Raw genomic sequence first — 25,315 nt, forward strand, 5'->3', positions numbered from 1 at the left:
GCGAAAATCCTTTCGAGAGTTATTGTCGCACCAAATGTGGTGGTGATCGCGCCCTTCTTCAAGCAGCTGTTGTGTCACGCTCCCGTGAGTCGGGCAAGGGCGTCGTCCATCGCCGCCGGCGGCAGCTCGATCAATCGCGGCGCTTCAGTGAACAGCAGCGCCGCCGAGACCTCATGCCCGGGATAAAGCGGCTGGAGCAGCGAGCGATAGAGCGCGAGCTGCAGGACATAGGCCGGTGGAACGTCCGCCAGCGCTGCAGGCGCCGGCCGGTTGGTCTTGTAGTCGACTATCGACACCTTGCCTGATGTGATCGCCAGCCGGTCGATCTTGCCGGAGATCGAGCGCAGCTTGCCCTTGACCTCCAGGCTGCCCATGACCGCGACCTCAGCGCGTGAGTTCGGCGCAAACAGCTGATCGAAGCGGCTGTCGGCAAGGATCGCCGCCACTGAAGCCAAGGCCTTGTCGCGCTCGGTTTCAGGCCATTGCGCGCCAGCGCGCTTGAGGTAGCGCTCCGCGGCATCGCGGCGTTCGGTCTCGGCGATGCCGGGCAGCATCTGCAGCAATTTGTGCAGCGCCAGGCCCCGCATCACCGCAAAGCCAGGTTCTGCCTCGGTGTCCAGCACCGGCGAGCCGGTGTCGACTACGGCTTGCCTGGCCTCATCGATCAGCGCCGAGGCGCCGGACGGCGACAGCGGCCGCGGCAGATCCTCGAAGGGCGGCAAGGGCTGGAACAGGCTCTTCGGCAACGGCTCGAACTGTTGCGCCTGCCGCGCCGCTTCGGCGGCCGCCTGTGCGACCGGCGGCAATTTTGTCACGTGAAAGCGATGCACGGTCTCGCCGGTGGCGGGATGCTGCCGCTCGATGCTTTCGGGCGCGCCGACCAGCGCGCGGCTGACGATCGAGTGCCAGGTGCCGGCATTCGGCACCCGCTTGCCGTGATAGCCGCAGACGATCAGCCGGTCCTCGGCGCGGGTCATGCCGACATAGAGCAGCCGGCGGTATTCGTCGTCGGCCAGCTCGCGCGCGCGGACCGAAGCGGCCCGCGAAAAGCCATTGGCGACATCGCCGGCCGAACGCCAGAGATAGCCCTTGCCGTCCCAGTGTTGGCCCGAGCCATCGAACGGCATCAGTCGCGGCAGATGCTGATCGCTGAACGGCGCCGAGCCACCATCGGCCAGGAACACGACGGGCGCCTCGAGGCCCTTGGCGGCATGCACGGTCATGACGCGAACCTCGTCGCGGGTCTGGTCCATTTCGCGCTTGATCTCGGGGCCGGCATTCTCCAGCGTCGACAGGAAGGATTCCAGCCCCGGCAGGCCGGTCCGCTCCTCGGCCAGGCAGAAGCTCAGGAATTCGTCGAGGATGTCGCCGGCTTCCGGCCCGAGCCGCGCGACCATTTTCTTGCGCAAGCCGTCGCGGGCGAGAGCCCCGGCATAGAATTCGAACACCGGCCTGAATGCGGCTTCATCGGACCATGTGTCGAGCTGGGCAGCGATTGCGGCCAAGGCGGCGCTTTCGCCGGCTTGCTGCCTGAGCGAAGCGATCAACGAGAGGCCGGACGGCCGCTCGCCGGCGAGCGCGAAAAGCGTCTCTTCCGAAACACCGAAAATCGGGCTGCGCAGCACGGCGGCAAGCGACAGATCGTCCTCAGGCTGGACAAGAAAGTGGCCGAGCGCGATCAGGTCCTTGACCGCGATATGACCGGGCAGGCTGAGGCGGTCGGCACCGGCGACCGGGATGTCGCGGCGCTTCAGTGCGCGCGTCAGCGCATGGACGAAACGATCGCGCTTGCGCACCAGCACCAGCACGTCGCCGGGCCGAAGCTTCTTGCCGCGGCCTTCAATGATCTCGCCGGCGCCGATCCAGCCGGCAATGGTTGCCGCCACGTTTTCGGCAATACGCACCGCCGGCGCATGGGCGTGGTCGACGGCTTGCGTCCAGTCGTCGGGTTCGTCGACGACGTCGGCGCCGATCGACGGCCAGACCTCGACATAGCCCGGCGCATCGCTGCGGATCGCCTTGTGGGTCAGCGGGTCGGGATCGTGGCTGATGCCGCGCCGCACGAGCGGGTCGGCAAAGACACGGTCCACCGCCGCAAGCACGTCTTCGGTCGAGCGGAACGACCAGGTCAGCTTGAGATCGGCGAAGGCGGCTTTGGCGTCGCGCACTTTTGCGGAAAACAGCAGCCTTGAGTCGGCGAAGGAGTCGGGCGCCGCTCCTTGAAAGGAATAGATCGACTGTTTTTCGTCGCCGACAGCGAACACCGTGCGGTGAACATTGTCGCGTGCGCCGAGCCCGGCAAAGAATTCCTCGGCCAGTCGCTTCACCACCTCCCACTGGTCGGGACTGGTGTCCTGCGCCTCGTCGAGCAGGATATGGTCGATGCCCTGGTCGAGCTTGTATTGCACCCAGGGGCCGGCGTCGGGCCGCGCCAGGAGATTGACCGTTCGGGTGATGAGGTCGTTGAAATCGAGGAAGCCGCGGGCGCGCTTCAAGTGCTCGTAGCGGGCGATCAGCCAGTCGGCGATGGTCAGCGCCGCACGTGTGCCCTCCAGCATCCTGAACAAGGCCAATCGGTCGGAGATTTCGAGAATGGCATCGACCGCTGACAGATAGCGCTCGGCAAGATCCGGCAGCCGGTCGAGCAACGCCTTCTTGAACATTGCCGGCTCATAAGGCTCGCCATCGCCTCGCAGGAAGGCTTTTGCCAGCAGATGCAGCCGGCGAACCGGATCATCCTCGGCGAAGGCAAGGCGCGCATAGGGCAGAAGGTTGTTGAGTACGGTGCGGGCATCGGCGGCTTCTGCAGCACGGGCGAAGGTGATGAAATAGTCCGGCAGGAAGCCCGGCAGCGGCCAGACGGACGCCGCCAGGCCATCGGCGGTCTGGCCGGCGGGAAACCTGAACTCGTCGAACAGCGCCTGAAAACCATCGCCGCCAGCCGCGCTGATGAAGGCGCGCAGACCTTCGCGCTTGCGCACGATCTCGGCCAGCAAGGCGTCAAGCCCGTGTTCGCCGCCGCGTTCCAGAATGGTGGCGAAAGCCTCGGCCAGCTCCGCATCGCCGGCCGCCGTGCCCGAGATCATGTCGCGGCGGGCGGCGGCGAAGAGCGACGCCTCCATCTGCGGATCGAGCATTTCGAAATGGGCCGGTATGTTGGCTTCCAGCGGGAACTGGTGCAGCACCGATTCGCAGAAGGCGTGGATGGTCTGGATCTTCAGCCCGCCGGGCGTCTCCAGCGCCTCGGCGAACAGGCGGCGGGCGCGGCGCATGGCTTCGCGATTGGGCTGGCGACCGTCCAGCGCCTCTATCCTTGTCGCCAGTTCTGCGTCGCCAAGCGCCGTCCATTCCGACAATGTCGAAAACACCCTGTTCGACATGTTGGCGGCGGCGGCGCGGGTGTAGGTCAGGCACAGGATCTTCGACGGATCGGTGCCACGCAGCAGAAGACGGATGACACGCTGGGCCAGCACATGGGTCTTGCCCGATCCGGCGTTGGCCGACACCCAGGCGGAATTTTGCGGATCTGAGGCGCTTGCCTGGCTGACGGCGGTATCGGTCGGGATGGGATAGGCCTTCTTCATGCCTCCCCTCCCTCGTCGTCGGCGTCGCCGCCGGCAGACCATTCGAGCACGCGGGCGAGATGGTCGTAGTCGCCGTCGGTCTCGCCCTCGCGGAACGGCAACGCCCGCGACAGGTATCCGGTCGCCGGGTTGGCATAGTGGATCAGCAGTTTTTCGAGCCGCGCCCAGGCTTCCTCGGCGAGGTCTGCGGCGGTTCGCGGCTTGCGGTTGTATTCGAGGATGGATTCCTCGAACACCTCGCCATTCGGCTTCAGCCTGATGAAGGCCAACTGCGACGGCTCGCGCGCGCCTAGCCCCTTGAAGGCGCCGCGCCTGAGCAGCGCGCCCTCGAGCGCAAGTTGCGGCGAAAGCAGCGTATGGGCCTGCGCCTTCGACGGCGAAGAGCCGGTCTTGTAATCCAGGATGTCGGCCATGCCGCCGGCCAGGAGATCGACACGATCGGCATAGCCGGACAGCGTCACGCCGGACTGGCCGACGCCTGTTTTCTCGGCGTGCTCCTCGGCATGCCGCATTGTCACGGCGAAGGCGCGGCCGCGCTCCCATTCGATGATGCCGGCGGCGAGCTTTTCGAAGCGCGGCCACCACACCGCCTCGACATCGGGAGGAAGGGCCGCCTCGGCAAAGCATTCGCGGCCGGCGGCAATGAGACCGTCCAGCGCCTCCGGCACAAGCGGATCGGCCACGGTCCGCGAAAAGAGATGCAGGATGGCGTGAAACAGCGTGCCGCGTTCGGCAGCACCCGGGTCGCGGATGACCGGGTCGAGCGGCATCAGGCGGAGGATCCTCCTGGCATAGATCTCGTAAGGGTCGCGGCGCAGCGTTTCGATCTCGGTGACCGAGAAATGTTGCGGCCGCACATCCAGCGGTGGCTTCGGCTGCGGCCGCGGCGCGAAGTCTCTTCGTTCGCCGGCATCGAGCGCACGGGCCCAGGACAGGAATTCATCACCACGCCGGCGAAGCACCGCCGCATGGTCCTTGCCTATGAAGGTCAGGAGGCGCTGCAGCCAGCGCGACGGCACCGCCGGTGCGTCGCCGGAGCGGGCGGAGCGCGCCAGCACCACTTTCTTCGCCCCCATCGCCATCTGGAAATCATGGGCGGCCAGGCCGATGCGCCGCTCGGGCGGCTCGAGGTCGATGCCGGTCTTCATCAGCCGGGACATGAAGCGGTCGCTTTCCGGCTTGCGCGGCCACACGCCTTCGTTGAGCCCGCCGACGACCAGCGTGTCGACGTTCTGCAACCGGGCTTCCAGCGCACCCCAGATGGCGATGTTCCTGCCGGTGCCTTGTGCCGGCTTGACCGTCTCGGGTGCGATCAGCGCCTCCATCACATCGGGCCATTCGTCGGCTCCGAAGGAGAACGACGCCGAGGCAGCGACCAGCCCGCGCAAGAGCTCAGCGAGCTTTTCACCGGCATCGCCGGCATAGAGTTCGCTCAGATTGCCATCCGCGGCGCGGCCGAGACTTTCGAGCGCGACGACGCTGGCCCGCACAAGCGTGGCAAGATCGGCATTCTCCTCGTCGCGATAGGCAACAAGCGGCGCAAGCGCGGCGGTTAACCGGATCAGCAGGTCTCGGGCTTCTTCGATGCGCCTGACCGAAAGCCGCGATCGCCAGAAGGGCGGGCGGCGATTGCCGCGATCGTCGAATTCGAGGAGCCGGGCCTCGAAGAGCTCCGGCAGCGAGGCGGCGTCGGGGCGGCCGGTGCCGCCGCGCAGCGCCACCAGTTCGACGATCTCCACCGCGCGACGGACGCTTGTGCGTTCCAGACCGAGGCCAAGCAGCGGGTGCTTGAGCAGCGACAGCAGGGCCACGGGATCGCCGGGGCGGAACGCCGCCTGAAGCGCCAGTCTGAGCAGGCCGGCGGCTGGCGTGTTGATGAGCGGTGTGCCGCCCGAATCGTCGGCAACGACACCAAAGCGCAACAGCTCGACCGAGACGCGCCGCGCCAGGGCGCGGTCGCCGGTGACGAGCGCGGCGCGCTGGCCGGGCTGTTCGACGGCGCGTTTCAGCGCGACGGCGATCGCCACCGCTTCGTCGCGCTCGCCGGCGGCTTCGAGCAGCGTCACGTCGGCGAAGGCCTCGGTGATATCGCCGGCCGTAAAGCGGGCGCGCGTCTCGACCCACAGTTCGGTGGTCTCCGCCGGCCGCAGCGCCTCGCCGACAAGTGCGGCGCGCAGCGCGAGCGGCCTTTCGGCAACGGCGATCTCCTCGACATCGCCGCGCAGCACGCCAATCTTGCCGATCAGTTTTGCCAGGCCGTATTGCGGGTGGCCAAGCAAGGCCGGCCGCGCGCCGGGCACCGCAATTGCCTGGAATGACGGCTCATCCAGCATCAGGTCGAGGCCGGGCAGCACGACCGCGCCGCTGGGCAGGCCGGCGATCACCGCAAGCAATTCAGCGGTGGCGGGAATGGACCCGGTGGAGCCGGCGGCGATCACCGGCCCGGTCGGCGGATTGCGCTTCAGCCGCGCTGCTTCCAGCCTTATCAGCGCATTGCGATGCGCAGCCGGGTTGGAGCGATTGCGTTCTTCGAGGAGATTCGGCCAGTTTTCGGTGACGATGCTCAGGAAGTCGAGCGTCACTTGCCACCAGCCGGCGAGGTTGCCGGTCACCAGATCGGCGAGCCTGGTCCAGTCCGTGCCTTCCGTCTCGATCTCGTCCATCAGCCGGGCCAGGTCGCGCGCCAGCCAGATGGCATCGGCGGCCGACGCCGGCACAACGATCTCCTCGTCGAAAAGTGCCGCGACATGCGCCGGCAGGCGGCGTTTCCAGGCGCGCACCAGCGGCGCCAGCAGCAGCAGGCGCTCGATCGCGGCGATCGGCGGCGCGAGGTCGATGGCGGCCGATGCGTCGGCCTCGAACGCGGCCTCGTCCTCGTCGAACTCGCCGAGCGGGCGGATGACCGGCAGTATCGCCGAGCGGCCACCCAGACAGTCGACGAAGACGCCGCGCAGCGCCCGCGCGGCGCGGCGCGTCGGCACGTAGATGGTGGCGTCGGCCAGCGCCAGCGGGTCGCCGTCGAAGCGGAAACCGGAAACGAGGCGCCCTGACAGCAGGGCCTCGGCCAGCGTCGGCAGAAACGGCGCTCCGGGCGGGATCGAGAAAACGCGGCGGGAGCCGCTCATTTCAACTCGGTGAGAGCGCTGGTCAACTCGGTAAGAGTGCCGGGCGACTCAGCAAGAGCGGTGGCAACGACCGCTTCCGCAAGCGGAATGGCGTCGGGCGTGCCAACGGTGATCCAATGGCCGTGCATCACCATGCCGTACAGGCGGCCGGCTGCGATGGCCGCATCGAAATAGGCGTTGAGCGAGTGTGGGCCGGCCGGCGCATCCTTGAAAAGCCTGGGATGGACGATCGCCGCGCCGGCATAGATCAGGCCTGTCGGGTCGCCTTTCGAACGCCGCAAGGCGCCGTCAGGCGCCATCAGGAAATCGGTGCCGCCGCTGTGTCCGGTTGCTGACTGGGAATCCGCGAGCATCAGCAGAATATCCATTTTCGCCGCGTCCCATGCAAGGGCGAGGCGGGCAAGGTTGGGCACGCTGCTGTCGATCCAGAAGGTGTCGGCGTTGACGATGTAAAAGGGAGCCCCTCCCAGTTCCGGCAAAGCATGGACGATACCGCCGGCGGAATCGAGCAGTCTTTGGCTTTCGTCGGAAATGACGACGCGCGGCGCGCGGCGCGCGGCGACGTGGGCGACGATCTGCTCGGGAAAGTAATGGACGTTGACGATGGCCTTGTCGACGCCGGCACGGGCCAGGCTGTCCAGGCTCCAGTCGAGCAACGTCTTGCCTGATATTCTGACCAGCGGTTTCGGCATTGTGTCGGTGATTGGCCGCATGCGCTTTCCCAGCCCGGCGGCAAGCACCATTGCGGTTTTGGGGCGTGTCGTCACAGCGGCCGCTCCTCCAGCAGCCCGTGGGCGGTGTAGAAATCCCGCAGGCCGGCCAGTGCCGGATGCGCCAGCGCCCGCCGAAGATAATCGCGGATGCGCGGCAGGTGTTTCAGATAATAGGGCTTGCCGTCGCGCTTTTCGAGCCGGACGAAAATGCCGAGGATCTTCGAATTGCGCTGCGCCGCCATGATCGCATAGGCCTCGACGAATTCGTCTTCGTTAAAAGCGCCAGCCTTATGGCGCGCAGCGATATAGGCATCGAGCGTCCGTCGCTCGATCTCAGGCGAGATTGTAACCCGGGCATCCATGGCGAGCGAGGCGAGATCATAGGCCGAGGGGCCGATCAGCGCGTCCTGGACATCGACGATGCCAAGGCGATCGTGACCGGAACGATTGCCGCGCCAGATGACGTTGGGCGAATGAAAGTCGCGCAGCATGAGCGTGTATTCGCGCCCCTCCAGCCGGTCGAGAGCCGCGTTCCATTGCTTGGTATAGCCGGCGCGCAAGGCATCGCTTGCCGGGCCGCCTGTGATCGCCGGCACATACCAGTCGAGCAGCAATTCGGCTTCGATCATCATGGCGTCGCGGTCGAAAGGCGGCACGTCGTGAAAGACGCCGGGCGCGGCCTCGATGCGATCGGGCCACGTCTTGCCGTGCATCATCGCAAGCAGTTCGGCCGCCGCCGCGTAGCGCTCCGCCAGCGGCTGACCGTGCTGGCCGAGAAATCCCTCCGAGCCGAGATGCTCCATGAGAAGAAAGCCCTGGTCCAGGTCCTGCGCGTGGATTTCCGGGGCGCAGACGCCGCCGGCCCGCAATGCCCGATCGATGGCGACGAAGGCCGCGACGGATTGTGCGGTGTGGGCGATCACCGCATAGGGCTTGCCGTCGCGGACCGGCGGCCCGAGCACCAGCCGCGGCGAGTTCATCAACACGCGCGGCGGCAGGCCGGCCAGCGAGACGACCTCATAGGAGCGGGCCGAGGCGTCGCCGATAAAATAGCGTCTCTGCGCTTCACCCCAGCCGGCTCTTTCAAGAAAATTGCGCATGGCCAGCGAGCGCGCCGCGCGCTCGAAGGCAACGCCTTGTCCCGACAATCTCGCCAGGCGTCCGTCGTCCTGATGGACGAGTTCGATCAGCACCGAAGTCTTTGGCAAATAGGCCTCTGCCCGCTCCGGCCATTCGACCAGGGCAGCGCCTTGCGCCAGCGCCTCGTCGAAACCCAGTTCGTCCAGTTCGGACGCCGCGGACAGGCGATAGAGGTCGAAATGATGGACGGGGACACGCGCCTCATAGCTCTGGACGAGCGTGAAGGTCGGGCTCGGCACGTCGAGACCGGCATCGTCGGTCATTGCCCTGATCAGCGCCCGCGCCAAACTCGACTTGCCGGCGCCGAGATCGCCTCTGAGAGCCAGCACGTCGCCGGGGCGCAGCGACATGGCCAGATCCTCGCCCAGCCTTGCGGTCGCAGCCTCGTCGGCGAGAAAACGCTCCAGCACCATGCCTGCCATCGAACGCGCTACTCGGCCGCCGCGCGGATGCCGGACGGCGTGTCGGGAAAGGCACAAATGACGGTGGTGCCCATGTCCTTGCCGGTTTCGATGCGGACACTGCCGCCATGCAGCTCGACAAAGCTCTTGACGATCGACAGGCCGAGGCCGGGGCCGCGCCGGCGGCCGCCATTGGTGCGCGGTTCGAAACGGCGGAACACGGAATCGAGCAGGTCCGGCGGCATGCCGGGACCATCGTCGTGAACGGAGAATTCCACGCCTTCGGCAAGCGAGCGGCAGGCGAGCGTGATGGTGCTCGCCTCCGGTGCGTAGTTCGCGGCATTGCTCAGCAGGTTGTAGAGGATCTGGCGGATGCGGATTTCGTCGCCGTGGAACGTCTTTGGCGCAGTGGCCGCATCGATCTTGAGCCTGATCGCATGCTCCTCCAGCCGGTCGGCAACAAGCTCGGCAGCGGCAGCGATGGTCCGGTCGACGTGAACTTCGGAGATATCGAGTTCCATGATGCCGGCATCCACGGTCGCCAGGTCGAGGATGTCGTTGACGATGGTGAGCAGGACCGAGGAAGACGAGCTGACATGCTCGACATATTCGCTCTGCTTCTGGTTCAATGGCCCGGTCGAGGGCAGCGAAAGCAGCTCGGTGAAGCCGATGATGTTGGTCAGCGGCGAGCGCAGCTCGTAGGAGACATGCTGCACAAACTCGTTCTTGAGCTGGTCGGATTTTTCCAGTGCCTCATTCTTGTCCTTCAGCGCCCGCTCGACATTGACGCTGTCGGTGACGTCGACGAAGGTCATCATCACCTGACCGTTGGGCAGCGGGATCATCGCGTAGCGCAGCACGGTGCCGTTGTTCAGCTCAGTCTGGCCGTGGCGGTCGCGGCGCTCGTCGTCGAAACCGGTGACGGCGGCAACGAACCCGCGCCAGGGGCTGTCGGCGGCCCGCCGGTCGCACAGATCACGGATCGTGGAGACGTGAACGTTGGGCTTGGCGGCGTCGGCGTCGAGCCCCCAAAGTGCTGCGAATGCCGGGTTCGACAATCTGAGCCTGCCGTCGGGGCCGAACACGGCTACGCCTTCGGCAAGATTGTCGAGCGTTTCGCCCTGGACCCGCACCGCGGTCTGGTAGCGGCTTTCAAGGTCCATCTTCTCGGTCAGGTTCTCGAACACCCAGGTGACGCCACCTTTGGGCTGCGGATTGGCGACGACGCGGATGGTCTTGCCGTCCGGCAAATGCCACCAATGTTCCTGCGACTCGACCGCGCGATAGGCGCCAAGCAGGCTTTCCTTCCAGCGCCGCCATTCGGGCTGCTCGGCGATCTTGCCTTCGCTGCGCAGCCGGTCGAGCAACAAGGCGTTGTCCGGAGCGCTGTGCAGGAAGCCGCTGTCGAGACCCCATAGTTTCTGAAACGCCTGGTTGAAAAACCGCAGTTTTTCGTCGGTATCGAAAATCGCCACGGCGGTGTTGAGCTGGTCGAGCGTGTCGGCATGGCTGCGCACGGTCCGCTCATATTCGCTACGGATCGTTTCGATGGCGCTGGTGTCGTAGGCGAGACCCGCCGAGCCGTCCGCGCCGGCGAAGTCGGTCACGGCGAACATGCGGCGGTCGCCTTCGATCACGGTGGAAAGCGCCTGCTCGAAGACGGGATGCGACTTGTGCTGCGCAGCGATTGCATCGCGCGCCTGGCCGCCCAGGAACTCCTTCGCGTCGCGAACCGCAGCTTCGGCGTTTTCCGCCTCGACCGCCCTGGCATAGGCGCGGTTGACCCATTTCAGCCGCCCGTCCGCCGAGCGCAGCCAGGCTGGCATGCTGAGTGCGTTGAAAAGACCGAGCATGGTGTCATAGTCGGCGGCAAGGCGCTGGTTCTCAATTCTTAGCCTGGCCTCGCTTCGCTGCGTTTCAGAAAGCGAGACGAAGCGGACGAGCACGTGTGCTGCGCTCTTGCGGCCGTGCACTTCGAGCGGCGCCCCCGCCTGCGATTCGATGACGAGATCGAACGGCTTCGCCTTTTCCCGCAGTCCCGCCACGGCATTCTCGAGCGCCGCCGCCGAGCGCGGCATCAGCCAACGGCCAAAGGCGAGGAAGGCGGCACGGTCTTCCGGAGCCCCGCTTTCAACCGGCAATGTCCCGACGAGCTCGGGCTTTTTGTTTTCCGATGCCCACACGACGACACGCTGGCCGCGCAGGTTGAGCAGCGCCTCGGAGCGCTGCAGCGCAGCGTTGACGTCGGCCAGGCGGGCTCTGAGTTCGCCATTCTGGGCCGAGGTGCGCGCCCGTTCGCGGATCAGGAAAATGGCCGAGACAAGTGCCGCGCCCATGACGCCGACAAACATGGCGAGTTGCATGACCTCGACCGTGCTGACCGACAGCCCGGCTTTGGGCGCAGCCGCGTGGGATGCAGCAGCCGGTCCAGCGTGTGCCGAAAGGCCAAGCAGCGGGCCGGCGAGCGCGGAAGAAGCAAGCAATTTTCCGACGCGGGCGCCAGCGCGCCATAAGAGGCTTCCGCCTCTGGCAGCGGAACCCGTGGTCGCCATATCGTTGTGGCCGCCGGAAACGGCCTGTCCCGCGCAAGGCGGGTAATCCCCCGGCATGTCCTGGTCCTCTTCGCCGCCTGAATGCAAGACCGCCCTGATGCGGGCCTCGGCCCTCGTCCCCGGGCCCGCGAATCAGCACCATAGCGCTTGCGCGAATCGGCGTGAAGAATCAATCAGCGCAAAAATAAAGCCGGGCGAAAGTCAATCGCCCGGCCTCAATATCTAGTGGTAATTTCCGCTGTGGTTAATAGCGGTAGTGTTCCGGCTTGAACGGTCCCTGCGGGGTCACGCCGATATAGGCGGCCTGTTCGCCGGACAGTTCGGTAAGCCGGGCGCCGAGCTTGTCGAGATGCAGGCGCGCGACCTTTTCATCGAGATGCTTCGGCAGGACATAGACCTGGTTCTGATACTGGCCGGGCTTGCTGTACAGCTCGATCTGGGCCAGCACCTGGTTTGTGAAGGACGCCGACATAACGAAGCTCGGGTGGCCGGTGGCGTTGCCGAGATTGAGCAGGCGGCCTTCCGACAAAAGGATCATCCGCTTGCCGTCCGGGAAGGTGATCATGTCGACCTGCGGCTTGATGTTGGTCCACTTCAGATTGCGCAGCGACGCCACCTGGATCTCGTTGTCGAAGTGGCCGATATTGCCGACGATCACCATGTCCTTCATCGCCCGCATATGGTCGATGGTGACGACATCCTTGTTGCCGGTGGTGGTGATGATGATGTCGGCGGTCGGGGCGGCATCTTCGAGGGTGACGACTTCGAAGCCGTCCATTGCCGCCTGCAATGCGCAGATCGGATCGACCTCGGTGACCTTGACGCGGGCGCCGGCGCCCTTGAGCGACGCCGAAGAGCCCTTGCCGACGTCGCCATAGCCGCAGACGACCGCAACCTTGCCGGCCATCATCGTGTCGGTGCCGCGGCGAATGCCGTCGACCAGCGATTCCTTGCAGCCATATTTATTGTCGAATTTCGACTTGGTCACGCTGTCGTTGACGTTGATCGCCGGGAACGGCAGCAGGCCCTTCTTCTGCAACTGATAGAGCCGGTTGACGCCGGTCGTCGTCTCTTCGGTGACGCCGCGGATCGCCTCCTTCTGCTTGGCGAAGAAGCCGGGCGATGCCGCCATACGCTTCTTGATCTGGGCAAACAGGATTTCTTCCTCCTCGCTGCCCGGATTGGAGAGCACATCCTCGCCGGCTTCGGCGCGCGCGCCGATCAGGATGTACATGGTGGCGTCGCCGCCATCGTCGAGGATCATATTGGAGGTGCCGCCATCGGCCCACTGGAATATCTTGTCGGTGTAGACCCAGTAGTCCTCGAGCGACTCGCCCTTGACGGCGAAGACCGGAATGCCGGCCTCGGCGATGGCCGCGGCCGCATGGTCCTGGGTCGAGAAGATGTTGCAGGAGGCCCAGCGGATCTCGGCGCCGAGCGCCTTCAGCGTTTCGATCAGCACCGCCGTCTGGATGGTCATGTGCAGCGAGCCGGTGATGCGCGCGCCCTTGAGCGGCTGCGCCTTGCCGAATTCTTCGCGGCAGGCCATCAGGCCCGGCATTTCGGTTTCGGCGATCTCGATCTCCTTGCGGCCCCAGCCGGCAAGCGAGATGTCGGCGACCACATAGTCATTGCTACCCGTCATGGCAGTGCTCCGATCAAGAATTGTCTTCGGGATGCGCCCGCGCCGGAAGGCGTGTCGAAGGGCGCGAGTTGCCGGCCTGACTAGCAGATCGTCGGTCGGACGACAATGGGATATAAAGAAATCTTTATCCGTGCATGTCTTCGCAGGCGCACCGGCGCGAGATCGGGTTCAGCCGCGACGCGCTCCAGGCGTCAGGACTCTTCGCCGAAGCGGGAGGCGACCAGTTGCTCCAGCGCGTCGATCACCTGCTCGGCCTCCGGGCCGCTGGCGGTGACGCGGATCGAATAGCCGGGGCTTGCCGCCAGCATCATGAGGCCCATGATCGAGGTGCCACCAACCGTGACGCCGTCCTTCTCGACCTGGACGGAGGCGTCGAAGCCGCTGGCAACCTGAACGAATTTTGCCGAGGCGCGGGCATGCAGGCCACGCTGGTTGACGATTGGAAATTCCCGGACGATGTCACCCTTGTTGGCCGACAGCGCGCTCATTTGCTGCTCAGAAGCTGGCTGGCGACATTGATGTATTTGCGGCCGGCCGCCTGCGCCTCGTCCAGCGCTGCGCTCATATTGTCGCCCTTGCGAATGCTGGACAGCTTGATCAGCATCGGCAGGTTCATGCCAGCAATGACCTCGGTACGACCGGATTCCATCACCGAAATTGCAAGATTGGAAGGCGTGCCGCCGAACATGTCTGTCAAGACGATGACGCCCGCCCCCGTGTCGACACGGGCAACGGCGTCGACGATGTCGCTGCGGCGCTGCTCCATATCGTCGTCGGCGCCGATCGCCACGGTCTCGAAATTGTCTTGTGGCCCGACGACATGTTCCACGGCATGGCGGAACTCGGCGGCCAGTTGACCGTGCGTTACAAGCACGAGTCCGATCATTCTTTGGTGGCTCCCGTCATCGCCGCTTCACAGCCGCATTTTATGCTCGCCGGCCATTCCAGGCGGCGGGAGCGCTATCTTGTCGACGCGAGACGCGTTGACAAGCCCAAAATTGCACAGGCCCAGGCCATTTTGACGCATTGCAGCAAAAAACCGGAACCGGATCATAAAAAGGGCGCGATCGACAGCCGCGCCATCACCGCCGGCAAGGCCGTGGCGGCGTTGCGCTCGGCAAGGTCGATACGCCACACCGGACAGCCTGCCACCGGCTCGCTGATTTCCTCCTGGAAACGGGCCATTTCTGCCTTCGGCACCAGCCGGACATGCAGGTCGATCACTCCACCCGGCTCGAACGGCAGCGGGCGCGGCATGAAGCCAGGCACTTCGGCGAGACCGGCGATGGTCGCCGGCACGCGACAGACCAGCCGCCCGGCGTGGGCCGTGGCGAGCAGCCTGTCGTCGCCGATAAGCCGCGAAAACAGCCCGCGCGCGCGGCAATGATCCAGGAGTGTCAGCGCCAGCGTCGTCTTGCCGGCGCCGGACGGTCCGGTGATGAGGACGCCGCGCTCGCCGATCAGCAGCGCCGTTCCATGAATGTTTTCAGCACGCACAGATCAGCCTTCCGCCGGCAGTGTCACGACGAAACGCGCGCCCTTGATCTCGCCGGGTTTGGTGCCCGGGATGTTCTCGGCGGTCAGCGTGCCGCCATGGGCTTCGACGATCTGCCTGCTGATCGACAGGCCAAGACCCGAGTTCTGGCCGAACGCCTCGCCGGCCGGCCGGTCGGTATAGAAGCGCTCGAAGATGCGGTCGATGTTGTCGGCCCTTATACCGGGACCATTGTCGTCGACGGTGATGATGTTGACCTTGCCGGCGCGCGCCAGCGATATGGCGATGTGGCCGCGCTCCTCAGGAACGAAGGAGCGGGCATTCTCGATCAGGTTGGTGATGACCTGGCCGATCCTCAGGTCATGGCCGGCGACAAAATAGCCTTTGACGCCCTGCGGCAGTTTGGCGACCTTGAACTCGATGTCGACCGTCTTCTTGTTGCGCGTGGCCGTGCGCGAAACGTCGACCAGATCCGTGATGAATTTCTTGAGATCCACGGTTCCTGCGTCTTCGCGCGCGAGCTCGGCGTCAAGGCGGGAGGCATCGGAAATGTCGGTGATGAGACGGTCCAGCCGCCTGACGTCGTGCTGGATGATCTCCATCAGCCGGGCGCGCGACGCCTCGTTCTTGGCCAGAGGCAGGGTCTCTACCGCGCTGCGCAGCGAGGTCAGCGGGTTCTTCAACTCGTGCGATACGTCGGCCGCGAAACTTTCGATCGCCTCGATGCGGGCGTAGAGCGCATTGGTCATGTCGCGCACGGCGATCGACAGATTGCCGATCTCGTCCTGCCGATCGGAGAAGTCCGGGATTTCCTCGCGATTCTTGACACCGCGCCGCACCCTGACCGCCGCCGCCGACAGCCGGCGCAGCGGGTTGGCGATGGTCGAGGCAAGCAGCATCGACAGGATGGCGGTGACAAGGGCGGCGATGCCGAAGACGCGCAGGATCGCCTTGCGCTCGGCCGCGACGATCTTGTCGATGTCGCCGCCTTCCGTCGACAGCATCAGCACGCCGAGGACGGCGCGGAAGCGCTGGATCGGCACGGCGACCGAAACAATCTGCTCGCCCTGTTCGGAGATCCGCACGATGGTCGACGGGCTGCCGGTAAGCGCCTTGACCACCTCCGGAAATGCAGCGCCGTTGCCGCCCGGCTGCTCATGGTAGACCGGCAGCGCGGTGTTGCGGAAAAAGTCGAAGACGAATTTCTGGATTCGCTCGAGAAGATCGGGCTCTTCCTTGTCGGTCGGCGGCAGATCGTAGCGAAGGATCTGGCCGCGCGAATAGAGGTGGCGCGAATCGAGCAGCAGATTGGCGTCGCGGTCATAGATCCGGGCGCGCGTCCGCGTCGGCGAAATCAAGCGCCTGAGCACCGGCGCGACGCGCTCAGGATTGATCGGAAAGTCCAGATTGTCGAGCTGATCGGAGCCGGGGCCCAGGCTTTCGCCGGCCTGCAGTTCAAGCAGCTTTTCCGGATCGATGCTGATCGAATCGGTCTCGACCGTCGCCGATGCGGCGATCGCGCCGGCGATGATCTCGCCCTGGGTCATCAGGCTCTCGACGCGGGCATCGATGAGCCCGTCGCGAAACGTGTTGAGGTAGAGAATGCCGGTGACCAGGACGGCCAGGCCGGCGAGGTTGAGGAAGAGAATGCGCCGCGTCAGGCTGGAAAAGATGTGGTGGCCAAGGAAGCGGCGCATCGGCACCGTGATCCTCGACAGGAAGGCGGGCAGAATCCGCGATGGGCGCCGGGCGCCCGTCCGTCTCACTCGCTCTACGTCCACTGCCATCGAATAGCAGCCCCCGCTTAGTAATTAGTGAGTAGACAGTAGGGAATAGAGAAATGGTTGGCTGAGGTCGCGGCGATGCTGAGTGGCCGTTCGCACCATTCAAAACTGACTACCGACTATTCCCTACTGCCTATTGCCTATTTACGCTTCGCGAAACCGATATCCGACTCCGTAAAGGGTTTCGATCATCTCGAAGTCATCATCGACGGCCTTGAACTTCTTGCGAAGCCGCTTGATGTGACTGTCGATGGTGCGGTCATCGACATAGACCTGCTCATCATAGGCCGAATCCATCAGCGCATCACGGCTTTTTACCACACCGGGGCGTTGGGCCAGAGAATGCAGGATCAGGAATTCGGTGACGGTAAGCGTCACCGGCTCGCCTTTCCAGGTGCAGGTGTGGCGCTCCTGGTCCATGACAAGCTGGCCGCGCTCAAGCGAACGGGCCTGCTGGCTGGGCGTCTTGGCCGACGCCTCGCGGGCGCTGGCACGGCGCAGCACGGCGCGAACCCGCTCGACCAGAAGACGCTGCGAGAAGGGTTTGCGGATAAAGTCGTCGGCGCCCATCTTGAGGCCGAAAAGCTCATCGATCTCGTCGTCCTTGGACGTCAGGAAGATCACCGGCAGGTCGGATTTCTGGCGCATCCGGCGCAGAAGCTCCATGCCGTCCATGCGCGGCATCTTGATGTCGAGGATGGCGAGATTCGGCGGGCGCGCCGCCAGACCTTCCAGCGCCGACGCCCCATCCGTATAGGTTTCGACGCGATACCCCTCCGATTCGAGGGCGATCGACACCGAAGTCAGAATATTGCGGTCGTCGTCGACAAGCGCGATTGTTGCCATTTCAAGTGGCTCCCTCATGAGCTGTCCCTTCTTTGGTCGAGAAGGGGCTTTTGCAGGACAAATTAGGTACAAAATGTGGCACAGGCTTCGTCCGCTGTCACGAGCGGCATGCCGGCGGCCACAATCTCACCTCAACATGGATTGGACCGATACAGACCGCCAATCCTTTGGGCACCCGCCTGATTTTTCGCACATATAAACGATTTAAACAACTTTCAAAATATTTAAATCGATTAAATATTTGATATCATTTGGCTTTTCTGGTTCTGACCGTTACAGTCTCCATCGTTGGGGGCTCCGGAAGTTCGCCGGCCAGGATGCTGCAATCGAAGAAGGAACCCCTCATGTCGGAAGCCGGCAAACGCAATCCCGCATGGGCGATCGACCGGATCGGCCTGAAAACCACCGGCGCGGTGCGCTATAATTTCGGCGAGGCCGTCCTTTACGAGGAAGCGATCCGCCGCGGCGAGGCCCGGCTCACCGCGCATGGCGCGCTGGTCGCCGAGACCGGACAGCACACCGGCCGCTCGCCCAAGGACAAATTCGTCGTCCGCGACGAGACCACCGGGCCGCATGTATGGTGGGACAACAACAAGGCGATTTCGCCGGCCCAGTTCGATACACTGCTCGCCGATTTTCGCGCCCACGCGGCGGACAAGGATCTTTATGTGCAGGACCTGGTCGGCGGCGCCGATGAGGACTTGAAGCTGACGACCCGGGTCGTCACCGAGCTTGCCTGGCACTCCTTGTTCATCCGCAATCTGCTCATTCGCCCGCAAGCCGCCGAGCTCGAGCATTTTGTGCCCGAGTTGACGATCATCGACCTGCCGTCGTTCCGTGCCGATCCCGTCCGCCACGGCACCCGAACCGGAACGGTGATCGCCGTCGATCTGACGCGCATGATCGTGCTGATCGGCGGCACCTCCTATGCCGGCGAAATGAAAAAATCGGTGTTCACCGTGCTCAACTATCAGTTGCCGGCGAAGGGCGTGATGCCGATGCACTGCTCGGCCAATGAAGGCGCCGGCGGAGACGCGGCCATCTTCTTCGGCCTCTCGGGAACCGGCAAGACGACGCTGTCGGCCGATCCGTCGCGCACGCTGGTCGGCGACGACGAGCACGGCTGGGGCCCGCATGGCATCTTCAACTTCGAAGGAGGCTGCTATGCCAAGACGATAAAGCTCTCGGCCGAAGCCGAGCCGGAGATCTTCGCAACCACTCAACGCTTCGGCACGGTGCTGGAGAATGTGGTGCTCGACGCCGGCCGCGTGCCGGATTTCAACGACGGCAATCTCACTGAAAACACGCGCTGCGCCTATCCGCTCCACTTCATCCCCAACGCCAGCAAGACAGGCCGCGCCGGTCACCCGAAAAACATCATCATGCTGACCGCCGACGCATTCGGCGTGATGCCGCCGATCGCCCGGCTGACCCCGGCGCAGGCGATGTATCATTTCCTCTCCGGCTACACCGCCAAGGTGGCAGGGACCGAAAAGGGCGTCACCGAACCCGAAGCGACGTTTTCGACCTGTTTCGGCGCACCGTTCATGCCGCGCCATCCGTCGGAATACGGCAATCTGCTGCGCGAGCTGATCGCCCATCACGGTGTCGATTGCTGGCTGGTCAACACCGGCTGGACCGGCGGCGCCTACGGCACCGGCAAGCGGATGCCGATCAAGGCAACGCGGGCGTTGCTCGCCGCGGCGCTCGACGGCTCGCTGAAAGGGGCCGATTACCGGACCGACGCCAATTTTGGCTTGGAGGTGCCGGTGGCGGTCGCGGGCGTCGACCGTGCCATTCTCGATCCAAGATCGACGTGGGCCGACATCTCAGCCTATGACCTGCAGGCGGCGAGGCTGGTCGGCATGTTCGCCGTCAATTTCGAAAAATTCGAACCGCATGTCGACGCCATCGTGCTCGGCGCCGCGCCGCGCATGCGCGAAGCCGCGGAATAGTCGCCGCTGCATCTCGAGGCCCCGGACCGGGATCGGGAACGCCCGACCCGGGGGAAGGTCCGACCCGGGGATCGGGCCTTTTCTTTTTTCGTTCGCCGCGCCATGACTGCGGCATGAACGCCGACGACAAGATCATCATTGCCGACGATGCGGTGATCCATCCGGATGACCTGCACGAGGACTTCATCCGCTCGTCCGGTCCCGGCGGCCAGAACGTCAACAAGGTGGCGACGGCGGTGCAATTGCGCTTCGATGCGGCGAATGCGCCTGGCCTGTCGGAGCGCGTCCGCGAGCGAACCATTAAGCTGGCCGGCCAGCGCGCCACCAAGGACGGCGTCATCGTCATCGAGGCCGGTCGCTTCCGCACGCAAGAGCAGAACCGGGCGGACGCCCGGGCGCGACTTGCGGAACTGGTCGCCAGGGCCGCCGAACCGCCGCCGCCGCCGCGCAAGAAGACGAGGCCTTCGAAAGGCGCGGTCGAAAGGCGGCTGAAGACCAAGGCTGGGCGCGGCACGATCAAGAAGCTGCGCGGTCGGGTGGACGACGATTGACGCGCGTCCACCCGGACGCAAAGGGTGCGCGCTCGGGCAGCCACGCATGGTGCTTTTCCAAAAATCGATTCCGAGTTCTGGGCCGATGCGGCAGGCGCGACGCCGATCGCGGTCGAGGCCGCTTCCAATTCCAGGTTGCAGGTGGCAAGTTCGGTGTTCGTCACAGCAAGGAGACCGCAGATGGGCATGTTTGATTTCGTCAAGGGCGTCGGCAAGAAGCTCGGCTTCGGCGACGATGAGCCGGAGCCGACCGCCGATACGCTGAAGAAGGAACTCGATTCGCACGCGCTCGGCACCGACAATGTGGAAGTCGACGTCAAGGGCGATACGGCTGTGCTGAAAGGCGTAGTCAAGGATCAGTCGATCTTCGAAAAAGCCATCATCGCCGTCGGCAACACGCTCGGTGTGTCCAAGGTGCAGGCGGATGAATTGCAGGTCGCCGCGCCCGAGGCCGGCACGCCCGCAGCCCCGGCCAAGGAACCGACCTTCTACACGGTCAAGAAAGGCGACAATCTCTGGAAGATCGCCGAAAAGAGCTATGGCAAGGGCAAGGGTGCGAAGAACACGGTCATTTTCGAGGCCAACAAGCCGATGCTGACCGACCCAGACAAGATCTATCCAGGGCAGGTCCTGCGCATCCCGGACCTCGACTAAGGTATGTTGATATTCAGGTGATGCCGGCCTGCAAACGGCGGTTTCCTGCGCTTACTACAGCGCCGCGCGCCTTGTTGGGCGCGCAAAGGACGCTGTAGAACCTTGATTTTGTGCATGACCTTTCCGAAATCGATCCCGATTTCGGGGTCATGCGCGGGCTCACGTACTTAAGTACGCTCCGCTCCGGTTCTCGGAAACCACCATTTTCGGCTCGGCCTGACCTGAATCTCACCACACCTTAAGCTGGCGATTGCCATCCAAGGACAAAAACGGCGGCTTTCGGGTCGCCGTTCTTGTTTGTTGGTGGCATTGTCCGCCAGATGAACCCGATGAAGCGACCAAGCTGATGCTCGTTCTGCCCAGAGGCGTCCGCCACATGCCCGGCTACCTATCCCGCGCGGTGCAGGAAGCGCTGGTCGAGGATGTGAGGCAGGTCGTGCAGGAAGCGCCGCTGTTCGTGCCGGCGATGCCGCGCACCGGCAAGGAGATGAGCGTGCGCATGACCAATTGCGGTTCGCTTGGCTGGGTCACCGACAAGCAGCACGGCTATCGCTACCAGCCGACGCACCCGGTAACCGGAACGCCCTGGCCGCCGATCCCGGACGTGCTGCTGGAGCTGTGGCGCGAGGTGTCTGCCTATCCCCATCCGCCGGAGGCCTGCCTGGTCAATTTCTATTCGCCCGACGCGAAGATGGGCCTTCATCAGGACCGCGACGAGATCGATTTCTCCGCGCCGGTCGTCTCCGTTTCACTGGGCGACGATTGCCTGTTCAGGGTCGGCCAGAGCACGCGCGATGGCGGCACCAAATCGTTCAGGCTGAAAAGCGGCGACGTCGTCGTGCTTGGCGGCGAAGGCCGCCTGTGTTTCCACGGCGTCGACCGTATTTATCCGTCGACCTCGGCACTGCTCAGGAATGGCGGCCGGATCAATCTGACACTGCGGCGGGTGACCTATCCTGGCTAATGCTGTCTCGCAAAAGCGGTGGCCGGCGCAATGCAGGCATATTGATCACCGGCTGCTCCCGACAAATGCTCTGGAATTTGCAATCGAACGATAGTGGGCACTGCCTAAAGCGCCGTAAACCGCTTCGTTACAGCTTCCTGAGCGCCACTTCCTCGACCAGATGATTGGCGCCCTTGCGCAGGATGAGATCGGCGCGGGCTCGCGTCGGCAGGATGTTCTCGCGCAGATTCTTCAGGTTGATGTTGGCCCACAGGCCTTCGGCGATGGCGCGGGCCGCTGCTTGCGAAAGTTGCGAATAGCGGTGGAAGAAGGAGTCCGGATCGCGGAAGGCGGTCTCGCGCAGCCGCATGAAGCGGGCGATGTACCATTGATGGATCAGCTCCTCTTCGGCATCGATATAGATGGCGAAGTCGAAGAAATCCGACAGGAAAGGCACGATCTTGCCGTCCTTTGGCAGCTTGCCCGGCTGCAGGACGTTGATGCCTTCGAAGATCAATATGTCCGGCCGGTCGATGGTCTGGAACGCGCCGGGAACGACGTCGTAGGTCAGGTGCGAATAGACTGGCGCGCGGACATTGCGCTGCCCCGATTTGATGCCCGACAGGAAACGCAGCAGGGCGCCGACATCGTAGCTGTCGGGAAAGCCCTTGCGCTCCATCAAATTGTTGCGGCGCAGGATTTCGTTGGGAAGCAGGAAGCCGTCGGTGGTGATCAGATCGACCTTGGGGCTCGACGGCCAGCGCGCCAGCAATTCCTTGAGGACGCGCGCCGTGGTCGATTTGCCGACCGCGACGGAGCCGGCAATGCCGATGATGAAGGGCGTCTTGACGACATCCACCGCGTTGAAGAAGGCCTGGCGCTGCCTGAACAGCAGTTGGCTGGCCTCGACATGGGCCGACAACAGCCGAGATAGCGAAAGATAGATGCGCTTGACCTCTTCGAGGTCGACCGGATCGTTGAGCGAACGCAGGCGACGAATCTCGTCCTCGCCGAGCGTCATCGGCGTATCGGCGCGGAACTGCGACCATTCTTCCGCCGAGAAAAAACGGAAGGGCGAATATTTCTCGGTGGGGGCGAGCTGGTCCATCGAGTTTCCTGCCCTCCGCAGCGATCAGCCCCGGTCCTGCCGAGACGCCTTTTCGGCGATGCCCGAACGACCGGTGCGGCGCTCTAGTTCGGTCAGGACATCGGCAAGCGGAACGCCGGCGACACCCAGAACGACGAGCCAATGATAGATGAGATCGGCGCTTTCCGAAACGAGGGCTTGTCTGTCACCGCCAACGGCCGCGATCACCGTTTCGACCGCCTCTTCGCCGAGCTTCTGCGCCGCCTTGTCGATGCCGCGCGCGAACAGCTTTGCCGTCCACGAATCCGGATCGCCGGAATGTGCGCGTTCCCTGATGATTGTCTCCAGATCGGAGAGCGAAAACTCAGCCATGGCGCCATCTATCTGCTTGTTTAAGCATGATCTTTTCCGAAACCGGTTCCCCCTTTTGGCTGGCGCACGGACCTTCGGTTCGGGATCATGCTTTAGAGCCGATCCCCTGACGAGTCCAGTCGCATCGGCAGGCCGGCTCGGGCCATGTGCGACTTGGCTTCGGCAATGCTGTACGTGCCGAAATGGAAAATCGATGCCGCCAGTACCGCGCCGGCATGGCCGTCGCGAATGCCCTCGACCAGGTGATCGAGCGTGCCGACGCCGCCGGAGGCGATGACCGGCGCACGCACGGCGTCGGCGACCGCGCGGGTGAGCGCGATGTCGTAGCCGGCCTTGGTGCCGTCGCGGTCCATCGACGTCAGCAGAATCTCGCCGGCGCCGCGATCGACCATCTGCTGAGCAAATTCGACCGCGTCGATGCCGGTCTTCTCGCGGCCGCCATGCGTGAAAATCTCCCAGCGGTCGGCCTCGCCTTCGCCTGACACTATCTTGGCATCGATGGCGACGACGATGCACTGGTTGCCGAACTTGTCGGCCGCCTCGGCGATGAAATCGGGATTCCTCACCGCCGCCGTGTTGATCGACACTTTGTCGGCGCCGGCCAAAAGCAGCTTTCTTATGTCGGCGACCTGGCGCACGCCGCCGCCGACGGTCAGCGGCATGAAGCATTGCTCGGCGGTGCGGGCGACGATGTCGAAGATGGTCTCGCGATTTTCGGACGAGGCGGTGATGTCGAGGAAGCAGAGCTCGTCGGCGCCGGCGGCATCATAGGCCTTGGCCGCTTCGACCGGATCGCCGGCATCGATCAGGTCGACGAAATTGACGCCTTTGACGACGCGGCCGTTCTTGACGTCGAGACAGGGGATGACGCGGGCTTTCAGCATCAGATCCTCGCATGCGCGGCAAGAAAATCGCCAAGCAATTGCCCAACGACAGGCGGAACCTCGCCTTTGGCGTCAAAGGCAGGATCGTAGGCGGATAGGGTGATGCCGACGATCGGGATCGACTTGGCCAGCCCGCAAACCAGTTGCCGCAGCTGTTCCGGGTTTGGACCTCCCGGCAGCGCATAGCGGTTCACTTGCAGCACATCCGGATCGTGAACATCAAGATCAAGATGCAAATGCGCTTGGGCCGCGCCGGCCGCCTTGAGCTTTCCGACATTGTCGAGTGCATCGGTCCACTGGGCGCGAATGATCGGCAATGTTTCGAGAAGCCGCCTTTCATCTGGATCGAGGTCGCGCGCGTCGACCAGCATGCACCGCGACGGGTCGATCGCCTGGAAGCCGGGAATCGCTGACGTCATCGGCCGCCAGCAGAGCCCCAGCGTCGTCGACAGTGCCATGCCGTCAAGAAAGCCGTAGGCGGACGTCTCGGGCGTGTTGAGATCGCCATGCTGATCGATCCAGATGATCGAATCAGCGGCGTCGCCAGCCACCGCACCGGCGGCGGTCAGGCAATTTCCGGCGAGCACGATGGGAAAACGCTCATCGTCGCGCGCCATGTCGACCTTGGTGGCGACTGCCCGACAAACCGCGAAACCTGTCGCGATTTCGCGTCTCTGGGCATCGCCGACCTCGCCGATGTCCTCGACGATGACATCATGGCCGCGCAGGGCAAGTTCGTCGACAAGGCCGCCGGCAATGATGGCGTCGGGGCCCTGGCCAAAGCCGGCATGGTAAAGGCCGCTGTCATAGGGTGCGAGGATGATCGAGAGTTTCATCGCGCCCTCGCCTTCTCCGGTCCGGCCGCCAGGATCGCCAATGCCTCGGCCGGGTCGATACGTCCGTCATAAAGTGCACGCCCTGAGATGGCGCCTTCGAGCTTTTGCGAATCGGGCATCGTCATGCGCACGATGTCGGTGATCGAGGCCAGCCCGCCGGAGGCGATGACCGGGATGGAGACGGCGTCGGCAAGATCGATGGTGGCGTCCCAGTTGATGCCGGTCAGCACACCGTCGCGGTCGATGTCGGTGTAGATGATGGCGGCAACCCCGGCGCCCTCGAACTTCTTCGCCAGTTCGATGACGCCGAGACTAGAGGCCTCGGCCCAGCCCTCGACCGCCACCTTGCCGCCCTTGGCGTCGATGCCGACGGCGATCTTGCCCGGGAATGCCTTGCAGGCCTGCCTGACCAGATCCGGATCGCGCACCGCCACCGTGCCGAGAATGATGCGGGCCAGCCCGCGATCGAGCCAGTCCTCGACCTGCGCCAGGGTGCGGATGCCGCCGCCGAGCTGCACCGGGTTTTTCGTTGCCTTGAGAATGGCGCCGACCGCCGCGCCGTTGACGCTCTGGCCCTTGAAGGCGCCGTTGAGGTCGACGACATGCAGCCATTCAAAGCCCTGTTGCTCGAAAGCCCTGGCCTGCGCGGCCGGGTCGTCATTGTAAATCGTCGCGGTCGCCATATCGCCGTGCTTCAGGCGGACGCACTTGCCGTCCTTGAGGTCGATGGCTGGGAACAGGATCACCG

At 64.3% G+C, this 25,315-nt stretch carries 20 protein-coding genes; 4 read left to right on the top strand and 16 right to left on the bottom strand.

Annotated features, from left to right (window positions below; genetic code table 11):
• Window positions 1–74: 74 nt before the first annotated feature.
• The 11 genes from addA to AC0L2M_RS26130 form a co-directional block, all read right to left on the bottom strand.
• Window positions 75–3,584: a double-strand break repair helicase AddA gene (gene addA, locus AC0L2M_RS26080; RefSeq protein WP_287226616.1), complete on the bottom strand. Its 3,510-nt coding sequence runs from the start codon at window positions 3,582–3,584 to the stop codon at window positions 75–77.
• Window positions 3,581–6,709, bottom strand: a complete 3,129-nt coding sequence (gene addB / locus AC0L2M_RS26085; protein ID WP_473536281.1) for a double-strand break repair protein AddB — start codon at window positions 6,707–6,709, stop codon at window positions 3,581–3,583. The genes addA and addB overlap by 4 nt, the downstream gene beginning before the upstream one ends.
• Window positions 6,706–7,476 (bottom strand): nucleotidyltransferase family protein, encoded by a 771-nt coding sequence (locus AC0L2M_RS26090; RefSeq protein ID WP_023796900.1) that lies wholly within the window; start codon window positions 7,474–7,476, stop codon window positions 6,706–6,708. Before AC0L2M_RS26090 ends, addB begins: the two co-directional genes overlap by 4 nt.
• Window positions 7,473–8,984, bottom strand: coding sequence for a tRNA (adenosine(37)-N6)-threonylcarbamoyltransferase complex ATPase subunit type 1 TsaE (gene tsaE / locus AC0L2M_RS26095; protein WP_023796901.1), 1,512 nt, complete (start codon window positions 8,982–8,984; stop codon window positions 7,473–7,475). Before tsaE ends, AC0L2M_RS26090 begins: the two co-directional genes overlap by 4 nt.
• A gap of 8 nt (window positions 8,985–8,992) precedes the next feature.
• A complete protein-coding gene (locus tag AC0L2M_RS26100) occupies window positions 8,993–11,572 on the bottom strand; it encodes a sensor histidine kinase (protein WP_023796902.1) in 2,580 nt (859 codons plus the stop codon).
• A gap of 187 nt (window positions 11,573–11,759) precedes the next feature.
• Entirely contained in the window at window positions 11,760–13,160 is a 1,401-nt protein-coding gene (ahcY, locus tag AC0L2M_RS26105) for an adenosylhomocysteinase (protein WP_128168861.1), read from the bottom strand.
• Window positions 13,161–13,351: 191 nt separating this feature from the next.
• Window positions 13,352–13,648, bottom strand: a complete 297-nt coding sequence (locus AC0L2M_RS26110; protein WP_023796904.1) for an HPr family phosphocarrier protein — start codon at window positions 13,646–13,648, stop codon at window positions 13,352–13,354.
• A complete protein-coding gene (locus tag AC0L2M_RS26115; RefSeq protein ID WP_023796905.1) occupies window positions 13,645–14,046 on the bottom strand; it encodes a PTS sugar transporter subunit IIA in 402 nt (133 codons plus the stop codon). The genes AC0L2M_RS26110 and AC0L2M_RS26115 overlap by 4 nt, the downstream gene beginning before the upstream one ends.
• Before the next feature lie 164 nt (window positions 14,047–14,210).
• Window positions 14,211–14,657 (bottom strand): HPr kinase/phosphorylase, encoded by a 447-nt coding sequence (locus AC0L2M_RS26120; RefSeq protein ID WP_023796907.1) that lies wholly within the window; start codon window positions 14,655–14,657, stop codon window positions 14,211–14,213.
• A gap of 3 nt (window positions 14,658–14,660) precedes the next feature.
• Window positions 14,661–16,442, bottom strand: coding sequence for a sensor histidine kinase (locus AC0L2M_RS26125; protein ID WP_023796908.1), 1,782 nt, complete (start codon window positions 16,440–16,442; stop codon window positions 14,661–14,663).
• Between the two features lie 141 nt (window positions 16,443–16,583).
• On the bottom strand, window positions 16,584–17,285 hold the full coding sequence (locus AC0L2M_RS26130; protein WP_065011523.1) for a response regulator transcription factor: 702 nt from the start codon (window positions 17,283–17,285) through the stop codon (window positions 16,584–16,586).
• Between the two features lie 344 nt (window positions 17,286–17,629).
• On the opposite strand from AC0L2M_RS26130, the gene AC0L2M_RS26135 reads away from it, so the two are divergent.
• From AC0L2M_RS26135 to AC0L2M_RS26150, 4 genes are all read left to right on the top strand, one after another.
• Window positions 17,630–19,240 (top strand): phosphoenolpyruvate carboxykinase, encoded by a 1,611-nt coding sequence (locus tag AC0L2M_RS26135; RefSeq protein WP_473536282.1) that lies wholly within the window; start codon window positions 17,630–17,632, stop codon window positions 19,238–19,240.
• A 113-nt stretch (window positions 19,241–19,353) separates the two neighbouring features.
• Window positions 19,354–19,791, top strand: a complete 438-nt coding sequence (arfB, locus tag AC0L2M_RS26140; protein ID WP_027152041.1) for an alternative ribosome rescue aminoacyl-tRNA hydrolase ArfB — start codon at window positions 19,354–19,356, stop codon at window positions 19,789–19,791.
• 180 nt (window positions 19,792–19,971) lie between these two features.
• Complete coding sequence (gene lysM, locus AC0L2M_RS26145; RefSeq protein WP_128168876.1) at window positions 19,972–20,445, top strand: peptidoglycan-binding protein LysM; 474 nt, start codon at window positions 19,972–19,974, stop codon at window positions 20,443–20,445.
• 346 nt (window positions 20,446–20,791) lie between these two features.
• Window positions 20,792–21,409, top strand: a complete 618-nt coding sequence (locus AC0L2M_RS26150; protein WP_473536283.1) for an alpha-ketoglutarate-dependent dioxygenase AlkB — start codon at window positions 20,792–20,794, stop codon at window positions 21,407–21,409.
• A 127-nt stretch (window positions 21,410–21,536) separates the two neighbouring features.
• On the opposite strand, the gene coaA is transcribed toward AC0L2M_RS26150, so the two are convergent.
• From coaA to hisA, 5 genes are all read right to left on the bottom strand, one after another.
• Window positions 21,537–22,496 carry a type I pantothenate kinase gene (coaA, locus tag AC0L2M_RS26155; RefSeq protein ID WP_091592562.1) on the bottom strand — a complete coding sequence of 320 codons (960 nt, stop codon included), beginning with the start codon at window positions 22,494–22,496 and terminating at the stop codon, window positions 21,537–21,539.
• Window positions 22,497–22,520: 24 nt separating this feature from the next.
• Window positions 22,521–22,847 (bottom strand): phosphoribosyl-ATP diphosphatase, encoded by a 327-nt coding sequence (locus AC0L2M_RS26160; RefSeq protein ID WP_023796915.1) that lies wholly within the window; start codon window positions 22,845–22,847, stop codon window positions 22,521–22,523.
• A 92-nt stretch (window positions 22,848–22,939) separates the two neighbouring features.
• Window positions 22,940–23,734, bottom strand: a complete 795-nt coding sequence (hisF, locus tag AC0L2M_RS26165; protein WP_167366398.1) for an imidazole glycerol phosphate synthase subunit HisF — start codon at window positions 23,732–23,734, stop codon at window positions 22,940–22,942.
• A complete protein-coding gene (locus AC0L2M_RS26170) occupies window positions 23,731–24,567 on the bottom strand; it encodes an arginase family protein (protein ID WP_473536284.1) in 837 nt (278 codons plus the stop codon). Before AC0L2M_RS26170 ends, hisF begins: the two co-directional genes overlap by 4 nt.
• Window positions 24,564–25,313 carry a 1-(5-phosphoribosyl)-5-[(5-phosphoribosylamino)methylideneamino]imidazole-4-carboxamide isomerase gene (gene hisA / locus AC0L2M_RS26175; RefSeq protein ID WP_473536285.1) on the bottom strand — a complete coding sequence of 250 codons (750 nt, stop codon included), beginning with the start codon at window positions 25,311–25,313 and terminating at the stop codon, window positions 24,564–24,566. Before hisA ends, AC0L2M_RS26170 begins: the two co-directional genes overlap by 4 nt.
• Window positions 25,314–25,315 lie beyond the last annotated feature (2 nt).

It is taken from the genome of Mesorhizobium sp. WSM4806, from assembly GCF_055811635.1.

Bases quoted from the DNA above. Each gene is read 5' to 3' on its own strand.
- AC0L2M_RS26135 (WP_473536282.1), top strand. From the start codon at position 17,630: ATGTCGGAAGCCGGCAAACGCAATCCCGCATGGGCGATCGACCGGATC.
- AC0L2M_RS26170 (WP_473536284.1), bottom strand. From the start codon at position 24,567: ATGAAACTCTCGATCATCCTCGCACCCTATGACAGCGGCCTTTACCAT.
- AC0L2M_RS26115 (WP_023796905.1), bottom strand. From the start codon at position 14,046: ATGATCGGACTCGTGCTTGTAACGCACGGTCAACTGGCCGCCGAGTTC.
- addB (WP_473536281.1), bottom strand. From the start codon at position 6,709: ATGAGCGGCTCCCGCCGCGTTTTCTCGATCCCGCCCGGAGCGCCGTTT.
- AC0L2M_RS26150 (WP_473536283.1), top strand. From the start codon at position 20,792: ATGCTCGTTCTGCCCAGAGGCGTCCGCCACATGCCCGGCTACCTATCC.
- ahcY (WP_128168861.1), bottom strand. From the start codon at position 13,160: ATGACGGGTAGCAATGACTATGTGGTCGCCGACATCTCGCTTGCCGGC.
- AC0L2M_RS26130 (WP_065011523.1), bottom strand. From the start codon at position 17,285: ATGGCAACAATCGCGCTTGTCGACGACGACCGCAATATTCTGACTTCG.
- tsaE (WP_023796901.1), bottom strand. From the start codon at position 8,984: ATGGCAGGCATGGTGCTGGAGCGTTTTCTCGCCGACGAGGCTGCGACC.
- lysM (WP_128168876.1), top strand. From the start codon at position 19,972: ATGGGCATGTTTGATTTCGTCAAGGGCGTCGGCAAGAAGCTCGGCTTC.
- AC0L2M_RS26160 (WP_023796915.1), bottom strand. From the start codon at position 22,847: ATGGCTGAGTTTTCGCTCTCCGATCTGGAGACAATCATCAGGGAACGC.
- addA (WP_287226616.1), bottom strand. From the start codon at position 3,584: ATGAAGAAGGCCTATCCCATCCCGACCGATACCGCCGTCAGCCAGGCA.
- coaA (WP_091592562.1), bottom strand. From the start codon at position 22,496: ATGGACCAGCTCGCCCCCACCGAGAAATATTCGCCCTTCCGTTTTTTC.
- AC0L2M_RS26125 (WP_023796908.1), bottom strand. From the start codon at position 16,442: ATGGCAGTGGACGTAGAGCGAGTGAGACGGACGGGCGCCCGGCGCCCA.
- arfB (WP_027152041.1), top strand. From the start codon at position 19,354: ATGAACGCCGACGACAAGATCATCATTGCCGACGATGCGGTGATCCAT.
- AC0L2M_RS26110 (WP_023796904.1), bottom strand. From the start codon at position 13,648: ATGAGCGCGCTGTCGGCCAACAAGGGTGACATCGTCCGGGAATTTCCA.
- AC0L2M_RS26100 (WP_023796902.1), bottom strand. From the start codon at position 11,572: ATGCCGGGGGATTACCCGCCTTGCGCGGGACAGGCCGTTTCCGGCGGC.